Annotated in this window: 13 protein-coding genes and 1 pseudogene; 6 read left to right on the top strand and 8 right to left on the bottom strand. The window is 63.0% G+C overall.

Annotated elements, in window-relative coordinates; all coding sequences use genetic code 11:
• Positions 1–81 precede the first annotated feature (81 nt).
• Positions 82–2,274, top strand: coding sequence for a TonB-dependent siderophore receptor (locus ABEH27_RS19365; protein ID WP_346615112.1), 2,193 nt, complete (start codon positions 82–84; stop codon positions 2,272–2,274).
• A 133-nt stretch (positions 2,275–2,407) separates the two neighbouring features.
• Here ABEH27_RS19365 and ABEH27_RS19360 read toward each other — a convergent pair whose 3' ends face one another.
• From ABEH27_RS19360 to gloB, 7 genes are all read right to left on the bottom strand, one after another.
• The gene (locus tag ABEH27_RS19360) at positions 2,408–4,027 is read right to left on the bottom strand and encodes an ABC transporter ATP-binding protein (RefSeq protein ID WP_346615111.1); all 1,620 of its coding nucleotides are present in this window, start codon (positions 4,025–4,027) and stop codon (positions 2,408–2,410) included.
• Position 4,028: 1 nt separating this feature from the next.
• Positions 4,029–5,048, bottom strand: coding sequence for an ABC transporter permease (locus tag ABEH27_RS19355; RefSeq protein ID WP_346615110.1), 1,020 nt, complete (start codon positions 5,046–5,048; stop codon positions 4,029–4,031).
• A 1-nt stretch (position 5,049) separates the two neighbouring features.
• Entirely contained in the window at positions 5,050–6,123 is a 1,074-nt protein-coding gene (locus ABEH27_RS19350; RefSeq protein ID WP_346615109.1) for a microcin C ABC transporter permease YejB, read from the bottom strand.
• A 1-nt stretch (position 6,124) separates the two neighbouring features.
• Positions 6,125–7,960 (bottom strand): extracellular solute-binding protein, encoded by a 1,836-nt coding sequence (locus ABEH27_RS19345; protein WP_346615108.1) that lies wholly within the window; start codon positions 7,958–7,960, stop codon positions 6,125–6,127.
• On the bottom strand, positions 7,957–9,786 hold the full coding sequence (locus ABEH27_RS19340; protein ID WP_346615107.1) for an extracellular solute-binding protein: 1,830 nt from the start codon (positions 9,784–9,786) through the stop codon (positions 7,957–7,959). Before ABEH27_RS19340 ends, ABEH27_RS19345 begins: the two co-directional genes overlap by 4 nt.
• Positions 9,787–9,945: 159 nt before the next feature.
• Positions 9,946–11,376: a transglycosylase SLT domain-containing protein gene (locus tag ABEH27_RS19335; RefSeq protein WP_346615106.1), complete on the bottom strand. Its 1,431-nt coding sequence runs from the start codon at positions 11,374–11,376 to the stop codon at positions 9,946–9,948.
• Positions 11,377–11,476: 100 nt separating this feature from the next.
• The gene (gene gloB, locus ABEH27_RS19330) at positions 11,477–12,256 is read right to left on the bottom strand and encodes a hydroxyacylglutathione hydrolase (RefSeq protein WP_346615105.1); all 780 of its coding nucleotides are present in this window, start codon (positions 12,254–12,256) and stop codon (positions 11,477–11,479) included.
• An 85-nt stretch (positions 12,257–12,341) separates the two neighbouring features.
• Here gloB and ABEH27_RS19325 point away from each other — a divergent pair, with 85 nt between their 5' ends.
• The 4 genes and pseudogenes from ABEH27_RS19325 (at position 12,342) to ABEH27_RS19310 (ending at position 16,729) form a co-directional block, all read left to right on the top strand.
• Complete coding sequence (locus ABEH27_RS19325; RefSeq protein ID WP_346615104.1) at positions 12,342–13,115, top strand: methyltransferase domain-containing protein; 774 nt, start codon at positions 12,342–12,344, stop codon at positions 13,113–13,115.
• A 13-nt stretch (positions 13,116–13,128) separates the two neighbouring features.
• Positions 13,129–13,575 (top strand): ribonuclease HI, encoded by a 447-nt coding sequence (rnhA, locus tag ABEH27_RS19320; protein ID WP_012315304.1) that lies wholly within the window; start codon positions 13,129–13,131, stop codon positions 13,573–13,575.
• Positions 13,576–13,683: 108 nt separating this feature from the next.
• On the top strand, positions 13,684–14,388 hold the full coding sequence (gene dnaQ / locus ABEH27_RS19315) for a DNA polymerase III subunit epsilon (protein ID WP_346615145.1): 705 nt from the start codon (positions 13,684–13,686) through the stop codon (positions 14,386–14,388).
• A 93-nt stretch (positions 14,389–14,481) separates the two neighbouring features.
• Positions 14,482–16,729 (top strand): annotated as a pseudogene (locus ABEH27_RS19310) (Orn/Lys/Arg decarboxylase N-terminal domain-containing protein).
• Here ABEH27_RS19310 and ABEH27_RS19305 read toward each other — a convergent pair.
• Positions 16,713–16,931, bottom strand: a complete 219-nt coding sequence (locus ABEH27_RS19305) for a hypothetical protein (protein WP_346615103.1) — start codon at positions 16,929–16,931, stop codon at positions 16,713–16,715. The pseudogene ABEH27_RS19310 and the gene ABEH27_RS19305 sit on opposite strands and share 17 nt — an antisense overlap.
• Before the next feature lie 156 nt (positions 16,932–17,087).
• Here ABEH27_RS19305 and ABEH27_RS19300 point away from each other — a divergent pair, with 156 nt between their 5' ends.
• Entirely contained in the window at positions 17,088–17,648 is a 561-nt protein-coding gene (locus ABEH27_RS19300) for an NADPH-dependent FMN reductase (protein ID WP_346615102.1), read from the top strand.
• Positions 17,649–17,752 lie beyond the last annotated feature (104 nt).

The raw sequence follows: 17,752 nt of genomic DNA, 5'->3' as shown, positions 1-17,752 counted from the left end.
TGCAGGTTGATGTTTGTATTTGCGAAGCATTAACATTTACGCCCTCACTCCTATTTCCTACTCCCTGTCAGGATTCGAACGATGGCGTCTCGCTTTCCATCACGCCCAGCCTTGCTGGCGCTCTGCTGTTCCGTAACGTTGATGGCGCACGCTGGCGAACCGATCCAGCTCGAAGCCACCGACGTCAACGCCGATGCCGTGAAGCCCAGCCCCAATGCGCTGCCGGAGGCATTTGCCGGTGGCCAGGTCGCACGGGGTGGGCAGATGGGGGTGTTGGGCAACCAGGACAACATGGATGTCCCGTTCACCATGACCAGCTACACGTCAAAGGTAATTGAGGATCAGCAGGCCGAGGACATCGGCGATGTACTGGCCAATGACCCGTCAGTGCGAGAGTCGTATGGTTTCGGTAACCAGGCCAAGGTCTTCGTGATTCGTGGGCTGCCGCTGGCCGGGGACGACATTTCGTTCAATGGGCTGTACGGCATTCTGCCGCGCCAGATCATGTCCACCGACGGTGTGGAGCGTGTCGAGGTGTTCAAAGGCCCCAATGCCTTTCTCAACGGTGTGAGCCCGACCGGCACCGGCCTGGGCGGTAACGTCAACCTGCAACCCAAGCGCGCCGACGACGTCCCGACCCGCCGCTACACCCAGGACATCAGCTCTGATGGGCGCATCGGCGAGCACCTGGACATCGGCCAGCGCTTTGGCGAAGACAACCGCTTTGGCGCACGCCTCAACCTGAGCCAGCGCGAAGGCGAAACTGCCGTCGATGACCAGGACCAGCGCACCAAGCTGTTCACTGCCGGCCTCGACTACCGAGGCGACGGCTTCCGTGTTTCGACCGACGTCGGCTACCAGAAGCAGCGCATCAACCACCTGCGTAACTCGGTGCGCCCTGGCACAGCCAGCAAAGTGCCGACGGCGCCAGACGCCAGCCGCAACTACGGCCAGGATTGGACCTACAGCGAGTCGGAAGACACCTTCGGCATGGCCCGTGGCGAATGGGACTTGAACGACAGCTGGACCGCCTACCTGGCCGGCGGCGCCCGGCATACCCGCGAGCACGGTACCTACGGCACGCCGGTGCTGGTCGGCAATAGTGGCCTGGCCACGCTCTCCGGGTCGGATATCGTTCACGGTGAGGACAACACCAGTTTCAGCGCCGGTCTCAATGGCCGCTTGCAGACCGGCCCCTTCAGCCATCAGATCGCAGTGGGCGCCACAACCCTGTGGACGCAGCAGAAAAACGCCTACACCTTCTATCGCTCCACCGCCGGCAACACCAATATCTACAACCCGGTGGCGCTGACGAAACCGACGGATGTGAGTATCACGGGTGGCGAGATGGGTGACCCGGGTGTGACCGGCAAAACCCGTAACCGCAGCATTGCCGTTTCCGACACGGTCGGTATGTTCGACGACCGACTGCTGCTGACCTACGGCGTGCGCCGCCAGCAATTGCGAGTAGAAAACTACTTGTATGACGGCACTACATCCAACGGCGTCGCCAACCCCGCCAATGACGGCAGCCGCAATGGCGACCCGTACGAAAAAGGCGTCACTACACCGGTCTATGGCATCGTGTTCAAGGCGACCGACAGCATCTCGTTGTACGCGAACCGGATCGAGGGCCTGGCCCAGGGCCCGACCGCGCCGGCCAACACCGTCAACGCGGGTCAGATGTTCCCACCCGGTCGCACCAAGCAGCTCGAGGCGGGCATCAAGCTCGACAAGCAGACCTATGGCGCGAACCTGGCGGTGTTCCGCATCGAAAAGCCGTCGGATGGCTATACCTTGGGCAACACCTATATCCGCGATGGCGAGCAGGTCAACAAAGGCCTGGAGCTGAGTGTGTATGGCGAACCCATCGAAGGCCTGCGCCTGATGGCGGGCGGTACGCGCATGACGTCTGAGCAGAAGAAGACCCTGAACGGTACCAACGACGGCAACCACGCCATCGGCGTGCCGACCTTCCAGCTGAACGCCAGCGTGGACTGGGATGTGCCCGGCGTCCCTGGCCTGGCGCTCAACGCTCGGATGTTGCGCACCGGCGGCCAGTACGTCGACGCCGCCAACAACCTCAGCCTGCCGACCTGGAACCGCTTCGACGCCGGCGCCCGGTACAAGCTGAAGCTCGCCGAGAAAGACCTGACGCTGCGGGTGAACGTTGAAAACCTCACCGACAAGAACTACTGGGCCTCGGCCAATGGCGGTTACATGACCCAGGGCGATCCGCGCTTGGTGAAGTTCTCGGGCACGATTGATTTCTGACACCTGGCAGATCGACCCGTCGAGTTTCTGCTGCTGAGATTTCAAGTGGTCAGGTTGAGTCGAATGGCACGGGCTTGCCCGTGATCGCGGGCAAGCCCGCTCCTACAGGGCTTGCAAGGTAGGCTTTTGCAAACTATTGCTGGGTGCCGACCGCCTCTACCTTGAGGAACGCGGCTTCCAGCAGTTTGCGGGTGTACGGATGCTGGGGCTCATGGAAGATGGCCTGCGCGTCACCCTGTTCCACCACATGCCCGTGCTTGATCACCATAAGCTGATGACTCAACGCCTTGACCACCGCCAGGTCATGGCTGATGAACAGATACGTCAGGTTGTACTTTTGCTGAAGATTGCGCAGCAACTCCACGACCTGGCGCTGTACCGTCCGGTCCAGCGCCGAGGTCGGTTCATCCAGCAGAATCAATGCGGGCTTCAACACCAGTGCTCGGGCAATGGCGATACGCTGGCGCTGGCCACCGGAGAACTCATGGGGGTAACGGTGGCGGGTACGCGGGTCCAGTCCCACTTCCTCCAGCGCGGCGATAATCGCCGCTTCCTGTTCTTCGGCGGTGCCGATCTTGTGGATGCGCAGCCCCTCGCCAACGATATCTGCCACACACATCCGTGGGCTCAGGCTGCCAAACGGGTCCTGAAACACCACCTGCATCTCCCGGCGCAGGGGCCGTACTTCCTTCTGGTTCAACCCTTCGAGTGACTGCCCGTGGAAGCGGATGCCACCCTGGCTTGAGATCAAGCGCAAGATCGCCAACCCCAGCGTCGACTTGCCCGACCCGGACTCACCGACAATCCCCAGCGTCTGCCCTTGCGGCAAGCTGAAGTTGATCCCGTCCACCGCTTTTACGTGGTCGACCGTGCGCCGCAGCAACCCTTTCTTGATCGGGAACCACACCTTCAGGTCATTTACCTCCAGCAGCGGTGCCCCCACAGGGTTGTGCGCAGGGCCACCGCTGGGTTCGGCATTGATCAGCATCTGCGTGTAATGGTGCTGCGGCGCGCTGAACAAGGTTGCGCAATCGGCCTCCTCGACAATCTTGCCGCGCTGCATCACGCACACCCGGTGGGCAATGCGCCGCACCAGGTTGAGGTCATGGCTGATCAGCAGCAGCGCCATGCCCAGCCGCGCCTGCAGCTCCTTGAGCAGGTCCAGGATCTTCAACTGCACGGTCACGTCGAGGGCCGTGGTCGGTTCATCGGCAATCAGCAGCTCCGGCTCGTTGGCCAGCGCCATGGCAATCATCACCCGCTGGCGCTGCCCGCCGGACAGCTCGTGGGGCAAGGCCTTCAGGCGCTTGCGCGGCTCTGGAATGCCTACCAGTTCCAGCAGCTCCAGCGTGCGCGCCGTGGCCTCTTTGCCGGTAAGGCCTTTGTGTATCAGAAGAATTTCGTTGATCTGCTTTTCGATGCAGTGCAGCGGGTTCAGCGAGGTCATCGGCTCCTGGAAGATCATCGCAATGCGGTTGCCGCGAATGCGCTGCATGGCTTTTTCGCCTTGCTGCAGCAGGTCCTTGCCCTCATAGCCGATGGTGCCGCTTGGGTGGCGAGCCAACGGGTAGGGCAGCAGGCGCAGAATCGAGTGGGCAGTCACGGACTTGCCCGAGCCGCTTTCGCCCACCAGCGCCAACGTTTCACCCTTGCGGATATCGAAGCTGATGCCGTCGACCACGCGGTTGACCTGGTCGCCGGTAACGAATTCCACCGCCAGGTCGCGCACTTCGATCAGGTTCTGTTCACTCATTTCACTTCCTCGGGTCGAAGGCATCGCGGGCGGACTCGCCGATGAATACCAGCAGGCTCAACATGATCGCCAGCACGGCGAAGGCGCTGATGCCCAGCCACGGCGCCTGCAGGTTGGACTTGCCCTGGGCGACCAGCTCGCCCAGCGACGGCGCGCCGGGTGGCAGGCCGAAGCCGAGGAAGTCCAGGGCAGTGAGGGTGCCGATGGCGCCGGTGAGGATGAACGGCATGAAGGTCATGGTCGAGATCATCGCGTTGGGCAGGATGTGCCGGTACATGATCGCGCCATTGCGCATGCCCAGGGCGCGGGCGGCGCGCACGTATTCGAGGTTGCGCCCGCGCAGGAACTCGGCGCGCACCACATCCACCAGGCTCATCCACGAGAACAGCAGCATGATGCCCAGCAGCCACCAGAAGTTGGGCTGTACGAAGCTGGCCAGGATGATCAGCAGGTACAGCACCGGCAAACCGGACCATATCTCCAGAAAGCGCTGGCCGACCAGGTCGACCCAGCCACCGTAGAAGCCTTGCAGTGCGCCGGCAATCACGCCGACAACGGAGCTGAGCAGGGTCAGGGTGAGGGCGAACAGCACCGAGATGCGGAAGCCGTAGATCACCCGCGCCAGCACGTCGCGGCCCTGGTCGTCGGTGCCCAGCAGGTTGTCCGCCGAGGGCGGAGCGGGGGCGGGCACGCGCAGGTCGTAGTTGATGCTCTGGTAGCTGAACGGGATCGGCGCCCACAGCACGAAGCTGTCCTTTTGGGCCAGCAGTTCGCGGATGTAGGGGCTCTTGTAGTTGGCCTCCAACGGGAATTCGCCACCGAAGGTGGTTTCCGGGTAGCGCTTGAAGGCTGGGAAGTACCACTCGCCGTCGTAGCGCACGGCAATCGGTTTGTCGTTGGCGATCAGCTCGGCGCCCAGGCTCAGGCCGAACAGGATCAGGAACAGCCACAGCGACCACCAGCCCCGGCGGTTGGCCTTGAAGCGCTCGAAGCGCCGACGATTGAGAGGGGACAAGGCCATGTCAGTGCTCCCGGCTGGCAAAGTCGATGCGCGGATCGACCAGGGTGTAGGTGAGGTCGCCGATCAGTTTCACCACGAGCCCCAGCAGGGTGAAGATGAACAGGGTGCCGAACACCACCGGGTAGTCGCGGTTGATCGCGGCTTCAAAACTCATCAGGCCCAGGCCGTCGAGGGAGAAGATCACTTCGATCAGCAAGGAGCCTGTGAAGAAGATGCCGATGAACGCCGAGGGGAAGCCGGCGATCACCAGCAGCATGGCGTTGCGGAACACGTGGCCGTAGAGCACGCGCGGGCGGCTCAGGCCCTTGGCCTTGGCGGTGACCACGTACTGCTTGTTGATCTCGTCGAGGAAGCTGTTCTTGGTCAGCAGGGTCATGGTGGCGAAGTTGCCGATCACCAGTGCGGTGATGGGCAGTACCAGGTGCCAGAAGTAGTCGAGCACCTTGCCGGTGGTAGACAGCTCGTCGAAGTTGTTCGAGGTCAACCCGCGCAGCGGGAACCAGTCGAAGTAACTGCCACCGGCGAACAGCACGATCAGCAGGATGGCGAACAGGAACGCGGGGATGGCGTAGCCGACGATGATTGCCGAGCTGGTCCAGACGTCGAAATGGCTGCCGTGACGCACCGCCTTGGCGATCCCCAGCGGGATCGACACCAGGTACATGATCAATGTGCTCCACAGCCCCAGCGAGATCGACACGGGCATCTTCTCCATGATCAGGTCGATGACCTTGGCATCGCGAAAGAAGCTGTCGCCGAAGTCCAGCTGGGCGTAGTTCTTGACCATGATCCACAAGCGCTCGGGCGGCGACTTGTCGAAGCCGTACATGCGCTCGATTTCGGCGATCAAGGCCGGGTCAAGCCCCTGGGCGCCGCGGTAGTTGGAACCGGCCACGGCCACCTCGGCGCTGCCACCGGCAATGCGGCTGGTGGCGCCTTCGAAGCCTTCGAGTTTGGCGATCATCTGTTCCACCGGGCCGCCGGGGGCGGCCTGAACGATGATGAAGTTGATGACCAGGATGCCGAACAGGGTCGGGATGATCAGCAGCAGGCGGCGCAGGATGTAGGCCAGCATGTCAGTTGGCCTCTTCCACGGGCGCTTCGGTCACGGCAGGCGTGACGCCTGGCTTGATCCACCAGGTGTCGATGCCGACGTCGTACTTGGGCGAAACCTTGGGGTGGCCGATATGGTTCCAGTAGGCCACGCGCCAGGTCTTGATGTGCCAGTTGGGGATCACGTAGTAGCCCCACAGCAGCACGCGGTCGAGGGCGCGGCAGTGGTTGATCAGGCTCTGGCGCGAGTCGGCGTTGATCAGTTGCTCGACCAGTTGGTCGATGGCCGGGTCGCGCAGGCCCATGAAGTTGCGGCTGCCGGGGTTGTCCGCCGCCACGCTGGACCAGAACTCGCGCTGTTCGTTACCGGGCGAGTTGGACTGCGGATAACCACCGACGATCATGTCGAAGTCGCGTGAACGCAGGCGTGTGATGTATTGCGAAACGTCGACACGGCGGATGTTCAGGTCGATGCCCAGGTCAGCCAGGTTGCGCTTGAACGGCAACAGGATGCGCTCGAACTCCGTCTGGGCCAGCAGAAACTCGATGGCGACCGGCTTGCCGTCCTTGTCGACCATCTTGTCGTTGACGATCTTCCAACCAGCGTCCTGCAGCAATTTGTAAGCCTGGCGCTGCTGCTCGCGGATCATGCCGCTGCCGTCGGTGACCGGGTTGTGGAAGGCCTCGCTGAACACCTGCTCGGGCACCTTGCCGCGCAGCGGTTCGAGGATTTTCAGTTCGTCTGGGGAGGGCAGGGCCCTGGCGGCCATGTCGGAGTTTTCAAAGTAACTGCCGGTGCGGGTGTAGGCGCCGTTGAACAGTTGCTTGTTGGTCCACTCGAAGTCCAGCAGCAGGCTCAGCGCCTGGCGCACGCGGATGTCCTGGAACACCGGCTTGCGCAGGTTGAAAATGAAACCCTGCATGCCGGTGGGGTTGCCGTTGGGCAGTTCTTCCTTGATCAGGCGGCCGTCACGTACCGCCGGCACGTTGTACGCAGTGGCCCAGTTTTTTGCACTGACCTCCAGGCCGTAGTCGTACTGGCCGGCCTTGAGCGCCTCGAGGGCGACTGTGTTGTCGCGGTAGGAGTCGAAGGTCATGGCATCGAAATTGAACTGGCCACGGTTGATCGGCAGGTCCTTTGCCCAGTAGTCCTTGACCCGTTCGTAACGGGTCGAACGGCCGGCCTTGACCTCGGTGATCTTGTACGGGCCGCTGCCCAGCGGGATCTCCAGGTTGCCGCGGTTGAAATCGCGGCCTTCATACCAGTGCTTGGGCAGCACAGGCAGTTGACCGAGGATCAGCGGCAGTTCGCGGTTGTTGCTGTGCTTGAACTTGAACAGCACGCGCAGCGGGTCTTCGGCAACCACTTCGGCGACGTCGCCGTAGTACTGCCGGTACAGCGGTGCGCCGTCCTTGATCAGGGCGTTGAAGGTGAATACCACGTCATCGGCGCGCATGGGGTGGCCGTCGTGGAAACGTGCCTCGGGGCGCAGGTAGAAGCGCACCCAGCTGTTGTCCGGGGCTTTTTCGATCTTGCCGGCCACCAAGCCGTACTCGGTGAACGGCTCGTCCAGGCTCTGGCGCATCAGGGTGTCGTAGATGGCGCTGACGTTTTCGGCGGCGACGCCCTTGTTGATGAACGGGTTGAGGCTGTCGAACCCGCCGAAGCTGGACTGACGGAAGGTGCCGCCCTTGGGCGCATCGGGGTTCACATAGTCGAAATGCGCGAAGCTGGCTGGGTACTTCGGCGGTTCATCGTAGAGGGTCAGTGCGTGTTGCGGTGCGGCCAGGGCCGGCAGGCTCAGGCAGGCGAGCAACAGGCTGCCTGCCAGCTGGCGCAGGCGGTTGCTGGGCATCATTGGGCTTTCTCCGAAGTCTTTAGCCACCAGGTGTTCAGCCCGAGGGTGTAGGGCGGCGTGGTGACGAAGCCGAACCGGTTGCGGTAGGCCAGGCGGTGATTGTCGAGATACCAGTTGGGGATCATGTAGTACTGCCATGAAAGCACGCGGTCCAAGGCGCGGGCGGCGGCGACCTGGTCGTCGCGGGTGCGCGCGGCGAGCAAGGTGTCGAGCAGGTGGTCGACCACCGGGTCCTTGACCCCAGCATAGTTCTTGCTGCCTTTCGTCGCGGCCTGGCTTGAGTGGAAGTACAGCCACTGTTCGAGGCCGGGGCTCAGGGTCTGGCTCAGGGTCATCAGGATCATGTCGAAGTCGAACTGGTCCAGGCGTTGTTTGTACTGGGCACGGTCGACGGTGCGCAAATGGGCGTCGATGCCGATGCTGGCCAGGTTTTCGACATAAGGCTGCAGAATGCGTTCGAGGTTAGGGTTCACCAGCAGCAGCTCCATGCGCAGCTGCTTGCCGTTCTTGTCTACCAGGCGTTGGCCGTCGAGATTCCAGCCGGCCTGATTGAGCAAGCCCAAAGCCTGGCGCAGGGTTCGGCGGCTGATGCCGCGCCCATCGGTGTGGCTCACCTGGTAGGGCTGGGTGAACAGCTTTGCTGGCAACTGGTCGCGCAGCGGCGCCAGCAGCAGCCACTCCTTGCCCGTCGGCAAGCCTGCGGCCGCAAACTCGCTGTTGGGGTAATAGCTGGTCGAGCGGCGGTAGGCACTGCTGAACAGGGCGCGGTTGGTCCACTCGAAATCGAGCATCAGGCCCAGCGCCTGACGCACCCGACTGTCGCTGAAGGTGGCCCGGCGGCTGTTCATGAACAGGCCCTGGGTCTGGGTCGGGATGCGGTGAGGGATCTGGGCCTTGATCACTTCGCCACGGCGCACGGCCGGGAAGTTGTACCCGTTGGCCCAGTTCTTCGCCTGGTGCTCGATATAAATGTCGAACTCGCCGGCCTTGAAGGCTTCGAACGCCACAGTAGCGTCACGGTAGAACTCGTACTCGACGCGGTTGAAGTTGTATTTACCGCGGTTCACTGCCAGGTCTTTGCCCCAGTAGCGCTTCACCCGCTCGAACACCAGGCGCCGGCCTGGTTGCACCTGGGTGATGCGGTAGGGGCCGCTGCCCAGTGGTGGCTCGAAGGTGGTGGCCTGGAAGTCGCGGCCTTGCCAATAGTGCTTGGGCAGCACGGGCATTTCACCCAGGCGCAGGATCAGCAGCGGGTTACCAGCGCGCTTGAAGACGAAGCGGATGCGCAGTGGGCTGAGGATGTCGACGCGCTGTACTTCCTGCAGGTTGGTGCGGTAGATCGGGTGGCCTTCCTTGAGCAAGGTGCGGTAGGAAAAGGCCACGTCCGCCGAAGTGATCGGCTGGCCGTCATGCCAGCGGGCTTCCGGGCGCAGATTGAACACCACCCAGCTGCGGTCCTCGCTGTACTCCACCGAGCGCGCGATCAGGCCGTAGCTGGAAGTAGGTTCGTCACCTGAAGGGTCGTACTGGCCGGTGCCCACCATCAGCGTCTCGTTCAGCTCGCTGATGCCGTACTGCAAGAAATTCGGCGTGGTGACCGGGCTGGAGCCCTTGAAGGTGTAGGGGTTGAGCGTGTCGAACGTGCCGAATGCCATGGCCCGCAAGGTACCGCCTTTGGGCGCTTGCGGGTTGACCCAATCGAAGTGGGTGAATGTGGCTGGGTACTTGAGCGTGCCGAACTGCGCGTATCCGTGGCTTTCGCTCACCATCGCGGCTGCGGGAAAGCTCAAGGCCAGGCTGAGTGACAGCAGGAGGGGACGTATCAAGTCGGCATCCGATCCAGAGGCGTTGGGCTTTGGTCGGCGTACAGTAACAGCTTGGCGGGGTTGGAAAAAGGGTGTGCCAGGTGGGACATCAGGGGCTGCCTTGCAGCCCATTCGCGGGCTTGCCCCGCGAATGGGGCGCGGAGCGGCCCCAGGTTTGCATCAATGCGACAGGTAGACGGTCAGGGTCTGGCCTGGCTTCAGCGCATGCCCGCTGCGCGGATTCCAGCGCTTGAGGTGTTGCATTTCGACATTGAAACGTTTTGCCACCAAATACAGTGAGTCACCCTTGCGCACCTTGTACTGGGTCGAGCGCTTCGAGGACGCTGCGACGCGGTTACCCGCTGCACTCGGAGCATTGCCGCCGCGCAATGCCAGCACCTGGCCGGCCTTCACGCGGTTACCCGGCAGCTTGTTCCAGCGCTGGATGTCCTTGACCGACACGCGGTTGGCTTTGGCGATGGTGCTCAGGTTGTCGCCACGCTTCACCCGGTAGCTGCGCGCGGTTGCCGGCGCCTTGCCTTCGGCCACGGCGCGGGCGAACACGGCCTTGTTCGGCTGCAGGCTGACCAGTTGTTCTGGCTTGAGGTTGGACAGGCTGGCGGACAGCAGTTGCGCCTTGGCGGTCGGCACCAGCAGTTGCTTGGGGCCGTCCACGGTCATGCGCTTCTTGAACGCCGGGTTGAGCTGGATCAGCTCGTCTTCGTCGATGTTGGCGAAGGCGGCGACCCGCGACAGGTCGAGGCGGTCGTTGATGGCGACGGCTTCAAAGTAGGGTTCGTTGGCGATCGGGTTGAGGTTTACGCCATAGGCCTCGGGGGTCGACACCACCTGCGACAGGGCCAGCAGCTTGGGCACGTAGTCGCGGGTTTCCTGCGGCAGGGGCAGGTTCCAGTAGTCGGTCGGCAGGCCGAGCTTCTCGTTGCGCTCGATGGCCCGGCTGACGGTGCCTTCCCCGGCGTTGTAAGCGGCCAGGGCCAGCAGCCAGTCGCCGTTGAACATGTCGTGCAGGCGCGTCAGGTAGTCCAGCGCGGCATTGGTCGACGCGGTGACGTCGCGGCGGCCGTCGTAGAAATTGGTCTGGCGCAGGTTGAAGTGGCGGCCGGTCGCGGGCATGAACTGCCACATGCCTGCGGCGCTTGCGCGGGAGTAGGCCATCGGGTTGTAGGCGCTTTCGATGGCGGGCAACAGGGCCAGCTCCAGCGGCATGTTGCGCTCTTCGAGACGCTCGACGATGTAATGCAGGTAGAGGCTGCCGCGTTCGCCTGCGCTCTCGATGAAGGTCGGGTTGCTGGCGAACCACAGGCGCTGCTGCTCGATGCGCGGGTTGACGTCGATGCTGTCCTGCAGCGCGAAGCCCTGGCGCATGCGTTCCCACACATCCTGTGGCGCCTGCTCGACGGGTTTCACCGCGAGCGGGGCTGGCTTGTGCTTGATCCGCGCCTGGTAGCTGTGGGCGCGAACACTGTCGGATTCGTCGAGCTGACGGGTGCTCTGGCAGCCCACCAGGGTGGCGGCCAGCGCCAGCGCACTGATTTGGGCCAGGCGCGTCAAGGCGACTGAATGAGAGGTTCTGCGGCTACGGGAAGACATCGGCTGGGACAGGTATCCGGGCAAAAAATTTCGGCGATTCTAGGAACCGCATCCAGCCGGGTCAACCTTCCGTGGCACTTTGCGATATATCTTCAGGTTATCAGAAGCTGTCCTTCCAAGACCTCAAGGCAGCAAAAACAGTGACCTGCGTGTCGTTTGAACGTCCCTTCCATTCGTCTGCTTTTTGTTTAACTAATGTTTCAGAGGTACGCAAAAAGGGGTTGGTCAGCCGTTCCAGGCCTATGGTTGATGGCAACGTGATGCGATTGTCGGCGCGCAACCGGGTAACGTCCTCGAAACGTTGCAGAACGTGTGGGCTTTGCGGTTCGACAGCTTTGGCGAAGCGCAGGTTGCTCAAGGTGTATTCGTGGGCGCAGTACACTTCGGTCTGTTCAGGCAGCGCCGCCAGGCGGGCGAGGGCAGGCTGCATTTGCTCCGGCGTACCTTCGAACATCCGCCCACAACCGGCGGCGAACAGCGTGTCGCCACTGAACAGCACGGGTGTGGCAGGCTGCGGGCTGAAGAAGGCGATATGGCCCAAGGTGTGGCCAGGCACGGCCAGTACCTGGAAGGTCACGCCCAGCACCGTGACCTGGTCACCCTCGTCCAGGGCCAGGTCGCGACAGGGGATCTGCTCGTTGGCCGGGCCGCAGACGCGGGCACCGGTCAGCTGCTTGAGCCGTGCCACACCGCCGACATGGTCCTGGTGATGGTGGGTCACCAGGATGTCTGCCAGCACCCAGCCGGGGTTGGCGGCCAGCCAGGCTTCCACCGGGCCGGCATCACCGGGGTCGACCACCGCGCAGCGTCGTTTGGCAGTATCCTGTAACAACCAGATGTAGTTGTCGGAGAAAGCGGGGAGAGCATCGATCTGTATCATGGTGCGGATCCGTATCGCCAAGCGTGGCACATGAGGGCATCTTAGCCGCGATGGCGCGGTGCGAGAACCTTCGAGGGAGAGCGCAATGACCGACCAAGCCTTTGCCCAGGCCGACCCGGACTGGGTCGAACTGATCAGCCTGGCCCGTGAGTGGTTCAACGGCCCACTCGGCCAACTGATGCTGAAGGAAGAGGAAAAACTGCTGGAGGAAGAGCTCGGGCGCTTCTTCGGCGGTTACCTGGTGCATTACGGCCCCTGCGCCGAAGCGCCGCCCAGCGCACCCCAGGTGCAGCGCAACGTGCGTTTGGGGGCGCCGTTGCCGGGGGTGGAGATCGTCTGCGAGGAACAGGCCTGGCCGTTGAGCGAGCACGCCGCCGACGTGGTCGTGCTGCAGCACGGCCTGGACTTCAGCCTGTCGCCCCATGGCCTGCTGCGCGAGGCAGCCAGCGCAGTGCGCCCGGGTGGCCACCTGCTGATCGTTGGCATCAACCCCTGGAGCAGCTGGGGCGTGCGCCACTTCTTTAGCCATGGCGCGTTGCGCAAGGCCCGCTGCATCTCGCCGTCCCGGGTCGGCGACTGGCTCAACCTGCTGGGCTTCGCGCTGGAGAAACGCCGCTTCGGGTGCTATCGTCCGCCGCTTGCCTCGCCGGCCTGGCAACAACGCCTGGCGGGCTGGGAACGGGTTGCAGGCGGTTGGCAAAGCTCGGGCGGCGGGGTTTACCTGCTGGTGGCGCGCAAGATGGTGGTCGGCCTGAGGCCGCTGCGCCTGGAGCGCCGCGAGCCGATGGGCAAGTTGCTGCCATTGCCTCTGGCCAAGGTCAACCGCACTGCGGCTAGCCCTGACACCGAAAAGCACTGAACATGAGTGGTACATGAGCGATAGCGTCGAGCTGTATACCGATGGTGCCTGCAAGGGCAATCCCGGCCCAGGCGGCTGGGGTGTCCTGTTGATCTACAAGGGCGTCGAAAAGGAACTGTGGGGCGGCGAGCGCGAAACCACCAACAACCGCATGGAGCTGATGGCTGCGATCCAGGGTTTGATGGCGCTGAAGCGCGAATGCGAGGTGGTGCTGACCACCGACTCGCAGTACGTGATGAAGGGCATCAACGAGTGGATGGTCAACTGGAAGAAACGCGGGTGGAAGACCGCCGCGAAAGAGCCGGTTAAAAATGCCGACCTGTGGCAGCAGCTCGATGAGCAGGTCAACCGGCACAAGGTCACCTGGAAGTGGGTGCGCGGGCACATCGGCCACCCTGGCAACGAGCGCGCCGACCAGCTGGCCAACCGTGGTGTCGACGAGGTGCGCGCCAAGCGTTGAGCTGGGGTACAATCCCCGGCTTTGTAACTGATGCAAGTCGGAGCGCCCCGCGTGGAGCAGCAGCAACAAGATAAACGCCTGGTCATTCTCGATACCGAAACCACCGGCATGCCGGTCAGCGAAGGCCACCGGATCATCGAGATCGGGTGCGTGGAAGTCATGGGCCGGCGCCTGACCGGTCGGCATTTCCACGTGTACCTGCAGCCGGACCGCGAGAGTGACGAGGGCGCGATCAACGTCCACGGCATCACGGACGCCTTCCTGATCGGCAAACCCCGTTTCGCCGATGTGGCCGACGAGTTCTTCGAATTCATCCAGGGCGCCACGCTGGTCATCCACAACGCGGCGTTCGACGTCGGCTTCATCAACAACGAATTCGCCTTGCTGGGGCAGCGCGACCGCGCCGACATTTCGCAGCACTGCACCATTCTCGACACCTTGCTGCTGGCGCGTGCCCGCCACCCCGGCCAGCGCAACAGCCTCGACGCGCTGTGCAAACGTTACGACATCGACAACTCCGGCCGTGAGCTGCACGGCGCATTGCTCGACTCGGAATTGTTGGCCGACGTCTACCTGGCGATGACCGGTGGCCAGACCAGCCTTTCGCTGGCGGGCAACGGGCAGGACGGTGACAACGATGGCCAGGGCAGCGGTGGCAGCGAGATTCGCCGCATTACCGGGCGTGCGCCGGGGCGGGTGATCATGGCCAATGCCGAGGAGCTGGAGGCGCATGCCGAGCGCCTGGCGGCCATTGCCAAGTCGGCGGGCGGGCCTTCGATGTGGCAGGCCTTGACCGAAACACCTGCCGGCTAGCTGATCGTCCGTGCCGGCGACAGGGCCGGCACTTAAACCATCAGGCTCAACTACCCTGAGATGGACGATCCGTCCTTCGGAGGTAGCCGCCTGATGTACAAGGACCTCAAGTTCCCGATCCTCATCGTCCACCGCGCCATCAAGGCCGACAGCGTTGCCGGCGAACGCGTGCGGGGGATCGCCGAAGAGCTGCGCCAGGACGGTTTCGCCATCCTCGCCGCCGCGGATAACGCCGAAGCGCGCCTGGTCGCCGCGACCCATCACGGCCTGGCCTGCATGCTGATCGCCGCTGAAGGCATTGGCGAAAACACCCACCTGCTGCAGAACATCGCCGAGCTGATTCGCCTGGCCCGCCAGCGTGCGCCGAACCTGCCGATCTTCGCCCTGGGCGAACAGGTCACCCTGGAAAACGCCCCCGCCGAGGCCATGAGCGAGCTCAACCAGCTACGCGGCATCCTCTACCTGTTCGAAGACACCGTGCCCTTCCTGGCCCGCCAGGTGGCCCGTGCCGCGCACAATTACCTTGACGGCCTGCTGCCGCCGTTCTTCAAGGCCCTGGTGCAGCACACCGCACAATCCAACTATTCCTGGCATACCCCCGGCCATGGCGGTGGTGTGGCCTACCGCAAAAGCCCGGTGGGCCAGGCCTTCCATCAATTCTTTGGCGAGAATACGCTGCGCTCGGACCTGTCCGTCTCGGTGCCAGAGCTAGGTTCATTGCTCGACCATACCGGGCCCTTGGCCGAGGCCGAAGCCCGCGCCGCGCGCAACTTCGGTGCCGACCATACGTTCTTCGTCATCAACGGCACCTCCACCGCCAACAAGATTGTCTGGCACGCCATGGTCGGCCGCGACGACCTGGTGCTGGTGGATCGCAACTGCCACAAGTCGGTAGTGCACGCGATCATCATGACGGGCGCCATCCCCATCTACCTGTGCCCGGAGCGCAATGAGCTAGGCATCATCGGGCCGATTCCTCTCAGTGAGTTCAGCCCCGAGTCGATCCAGTCCAAGATACTGGCCAACCCTTTGGCCAAGGGCCGTGAACCGCGCATCAAGCTGGCGGTCGTGACCAACTCCACCTATGACGGCCTGTGCTACCACGCCGGGCTGATCAAGCAGGCCCTGGGCAGCAGCGCCGAGGTGCTGCATTTTGACGAGGCCTGGTTCGCCTATGCGGCGTTTCATGAGTTCTTCACCGGCCGCTATGCCTGGCACCGAGTGCACGGAGGGGAGCCCGCTGGTGTTCAGCACTCATTCGACGCACAAGCTGCTGGCAGCCTTCAGCCAGGCGTCGATGATCCACGTGCAGGACGGTGCGCAGCGGCAACTGGACCGCGACCGCTTCAACGAAGCATTCATGATGCACATCTCCACTTCCCCGCAGTACAGCATCCTGGCGTCACTGGATGTAGCGTCGACCATGATGGAAGGCCCCGCCGGGCGGTCGCTGCTGCAGGAAATGTTCGACGAGGCGTTGAGCTTTCGTCGTGCCCTGGCCAACCTGCGCGAGCACATCGCTGCGCACGATTGGTGGTTCAGCATCTGGCAACCGCCGGCAGCAGAGGGCATTGCCCTATTGGCCGCGCACGACTGGCTGCTGCAGCCGGGGGCGCAATGGCATGGCTTTGGCGAGGTGGCTGACGATTATGTGCTGCTCGACCCGCTCAAGGTCACCCTGGTGATGCCAGGGCTGAGTGCCGACGGCGTTGCAGGCGAGCATGGCATTCCAGCGGCGGTGGTCAGCAAGTTTCTCTGGGAGCGCGGGTTGGTGGTGGAGAAGACCGGGCTGTACAGCTTCCTGGTGCTGTTCTCCATGGGTATCACCAAAGGCAAGTGGAGCACGCTGCTGACCGAACTGCTGGAATTCAAGCGCCATTATGATGCCAACACTGCCTTGAATCTGTGCCTGCCCAGCATCGTTGCGGTCGATGGGGCGCGCTATCAAGGTATCGGCTTGCGTGACCTGTGCGACCAGCTGCATGACTGCTACCGCGTGAATGCCACGGCCAAGCAGCTCAAGCGGCTATTCAGCCGTTTGCCGGATGCAGCACTTAGCCCGGCTCGGGCTTACGACCAGATGGTGCGGGGAGAGGTGGAGGCGGTGCCGATAGACGCGTTGCTCGGCCGCATCGCGGCGGTGATGCTGGTGCCGTACCCACCCGGCATTCCGTTGATCATGCCAGGCGAGCGATTCACCGAAGCGACCCGCTCGATCCTGGAATACCTGGCGTTTGCCCGTGCCTTCAACAGCGGCTTCCCGGGCTTCGTCGCCGATGTGCATGGCCTGCAGAACGAGACCGGCACCTACACCGTGGACTGCGTCAAGGAATGCGAATGATTTCGACGCCGGTCTGCGCCAGTTCGAAGCGGTCTTCACCCAGGTGGTTGACCCGGTCGCCGATGGCCAGGCGATAGGTGGTGATCGGCGAGCCCAGGGCGCTGCCATCGGTCTGCAGGGTGGACTCCTGGAACTCGTGAACGGGGTAGATACGGCCTTCGGCGTCACGGGCGTGGAATTGGCCGACCATTACTGCTGCCATTTAGGTGAAAACCTCTGAAATACGTAGGAAATGTCTGCCTGAATAGACCGTGGAAGGTACCCGGAAGTTTTCCGCCCCGTTAAAAAAAACCAAAGCGCCGAAGAACGGTCATCTATAACTACCAAGTCTCTTACCCAGCAAAGGTTGGAAATCGCCATGAGCCAGGTGTATTCGGTAGCGGTCGTCGTCGGCAGCTTGCGCAAGGACTCCTACAACCGCAAGGTGGCCCGCGCCCTTGCAGAGCTGGCGCCGTCCAGTCTCAACCTGAAAATCATAGAGATCGGCGACTTGCCGTTGTACAACGAAGATGTCGAGGCGGCTGGCGTGCCAGAGCCCTGGAAACGTTTTCGCGACGAGATCCGCCACAGTGATGCGGTGCTGTTCGTTACCCCGGAATACAACCGTTCAGTACCCGGCGCGCTGAAGAATGCCATCGACGTGGGCTCACGGCCGTATGGGCAAAGCGCCTGGAGTGGCAAGCCGGCTGCGGTGGTCAGCGTGTCGCCGGGGGCCATTGGCGGGTTTGGTGCCAACCATGCCGTGCGTCAGTCGCTGGTGTTCCTCGACATGCCGTGCATGCAGATGCCAGAGGCCTATATCGGCGGGGCGGCGACCCTGTTCGAGGACAGCGGCAAGCTCGGTGACAAGACCCGGCCGTTCTTGCAGGGCTTTATCGACAAGTTCGCTTCGTGGGTGAAGTTGAACCGGGCGGTCTGAATTCAAGCCCTCACCGGATGCCAGGCACGGCCTCGCCAGCCGTGCACGCGGCATCCATTCCAACTGCGGTGATGCCGAGGCCCTCCTACAGTATTGGCGCTCCT

It is taken from the genome of Pseudomonas sp. P39-UII1 (assembly GCF_039672635.1).
Lineage (GTDB): Bacteria > Pseudomonadota > Gammaproteobacteria > Pseudomonadales > Pseudomonadaceae > Aquipseudomonas.
The sequence above is the reverse complement of the archived record's forward strand: the minus strand, read 5'-3'. Positions and strand labels throughout refer to the sequence as shown.

Excerpts from the sequence above, each read along its gene's own strand:
- gloB (WP_346615105.1), bottom strand. The coding sequence starts at position 12,256 with ATGATACAGATCGATGCTCTCCCCGCTTTCTCCGACAACTACATCTGG.
- ABEH27_RS19350 (WP_346615109.1), bottom strand. The coding sequence starts at position 6,123 with ATGCTGGCCTACATCCTGCGCCGCCTGCTGCTGATCATCCCGACCCTG.
- rnhA (WP_012315304.1), top strand. The coding sequence starts at position 13,129 with ATGAGCGATAGCGTCGAGCTGTATACCGATGGTGCCTGCAAGGGCAAT.
- ABEH27_RS19360 (WP_346615111.1), bottom strand. The coding sequence starts at position 4,027 with ATGAGTGAACAGAACCTGATCGAAGTGCGCGACCTGGCGGTGGAATTC.
- ABEH27_RS19355 (WP_346615110.1), bottom strand. The coding sequence starts at position 5,048 with ATGGCCTTGTCCCCTCTCAATCGTCGGCGCTTCGAGCGCTTCAAGGCC.
- ABEH27_RS19335 (WP_346615106.1), bottom strand. The coding sequence starts at position 11,376 with ATGTCTTCCCGTAGCCGCAGAACCTCTCATTCAGTCGCCTTGACGCGC.
- ABEH27_RS19365 (WP_346615112.1), top strand. The coding sequence starts at position 82 with ATGGCGTCTCGCTTTCCATCACGCCCAGCCTTGCTGGCGCTCTGCTGT.
- ABEH27_RS19325 (WP_346615104.1), top strand. The coding sequence starts at position 12,342 with ATGACCGACCAAGCCTTTGCCCAGGCCGACCCGGACTGGGTCGAACTG.
- ABEH27_RS19300 (WP_346615102.1), top strand. The coding sequence starts at position 17,088 with ATGAGCCAGGTGTATTCGGTAGCGGTCGTCGTCGGCAGCTTGCGCAAG.
- dnaQ (WP_346615145.1), top strand. The coding sequence starts at position 13,684 with ATGCCGGTCAGCGAAGGCCACCGGATCATCGAGATCGGGTGCGTGGAA.
- ABEH27_RS19345 (WP_346615108.1), bottom strand. The coding sequence starts at position 7,960 with ATGATGCCCAGCAACCGCCTGCGCCAGCTGGCAGGCAGCCTGTTGCTC.
- ABEH27_RS19305 (WP_346615103.1), bottom strand. The coding sequence starts at position 16,931 with ATGGCAGCAGTAATGGTCGGCCAATTCCACGCCCGTGACGCCGAAGGC.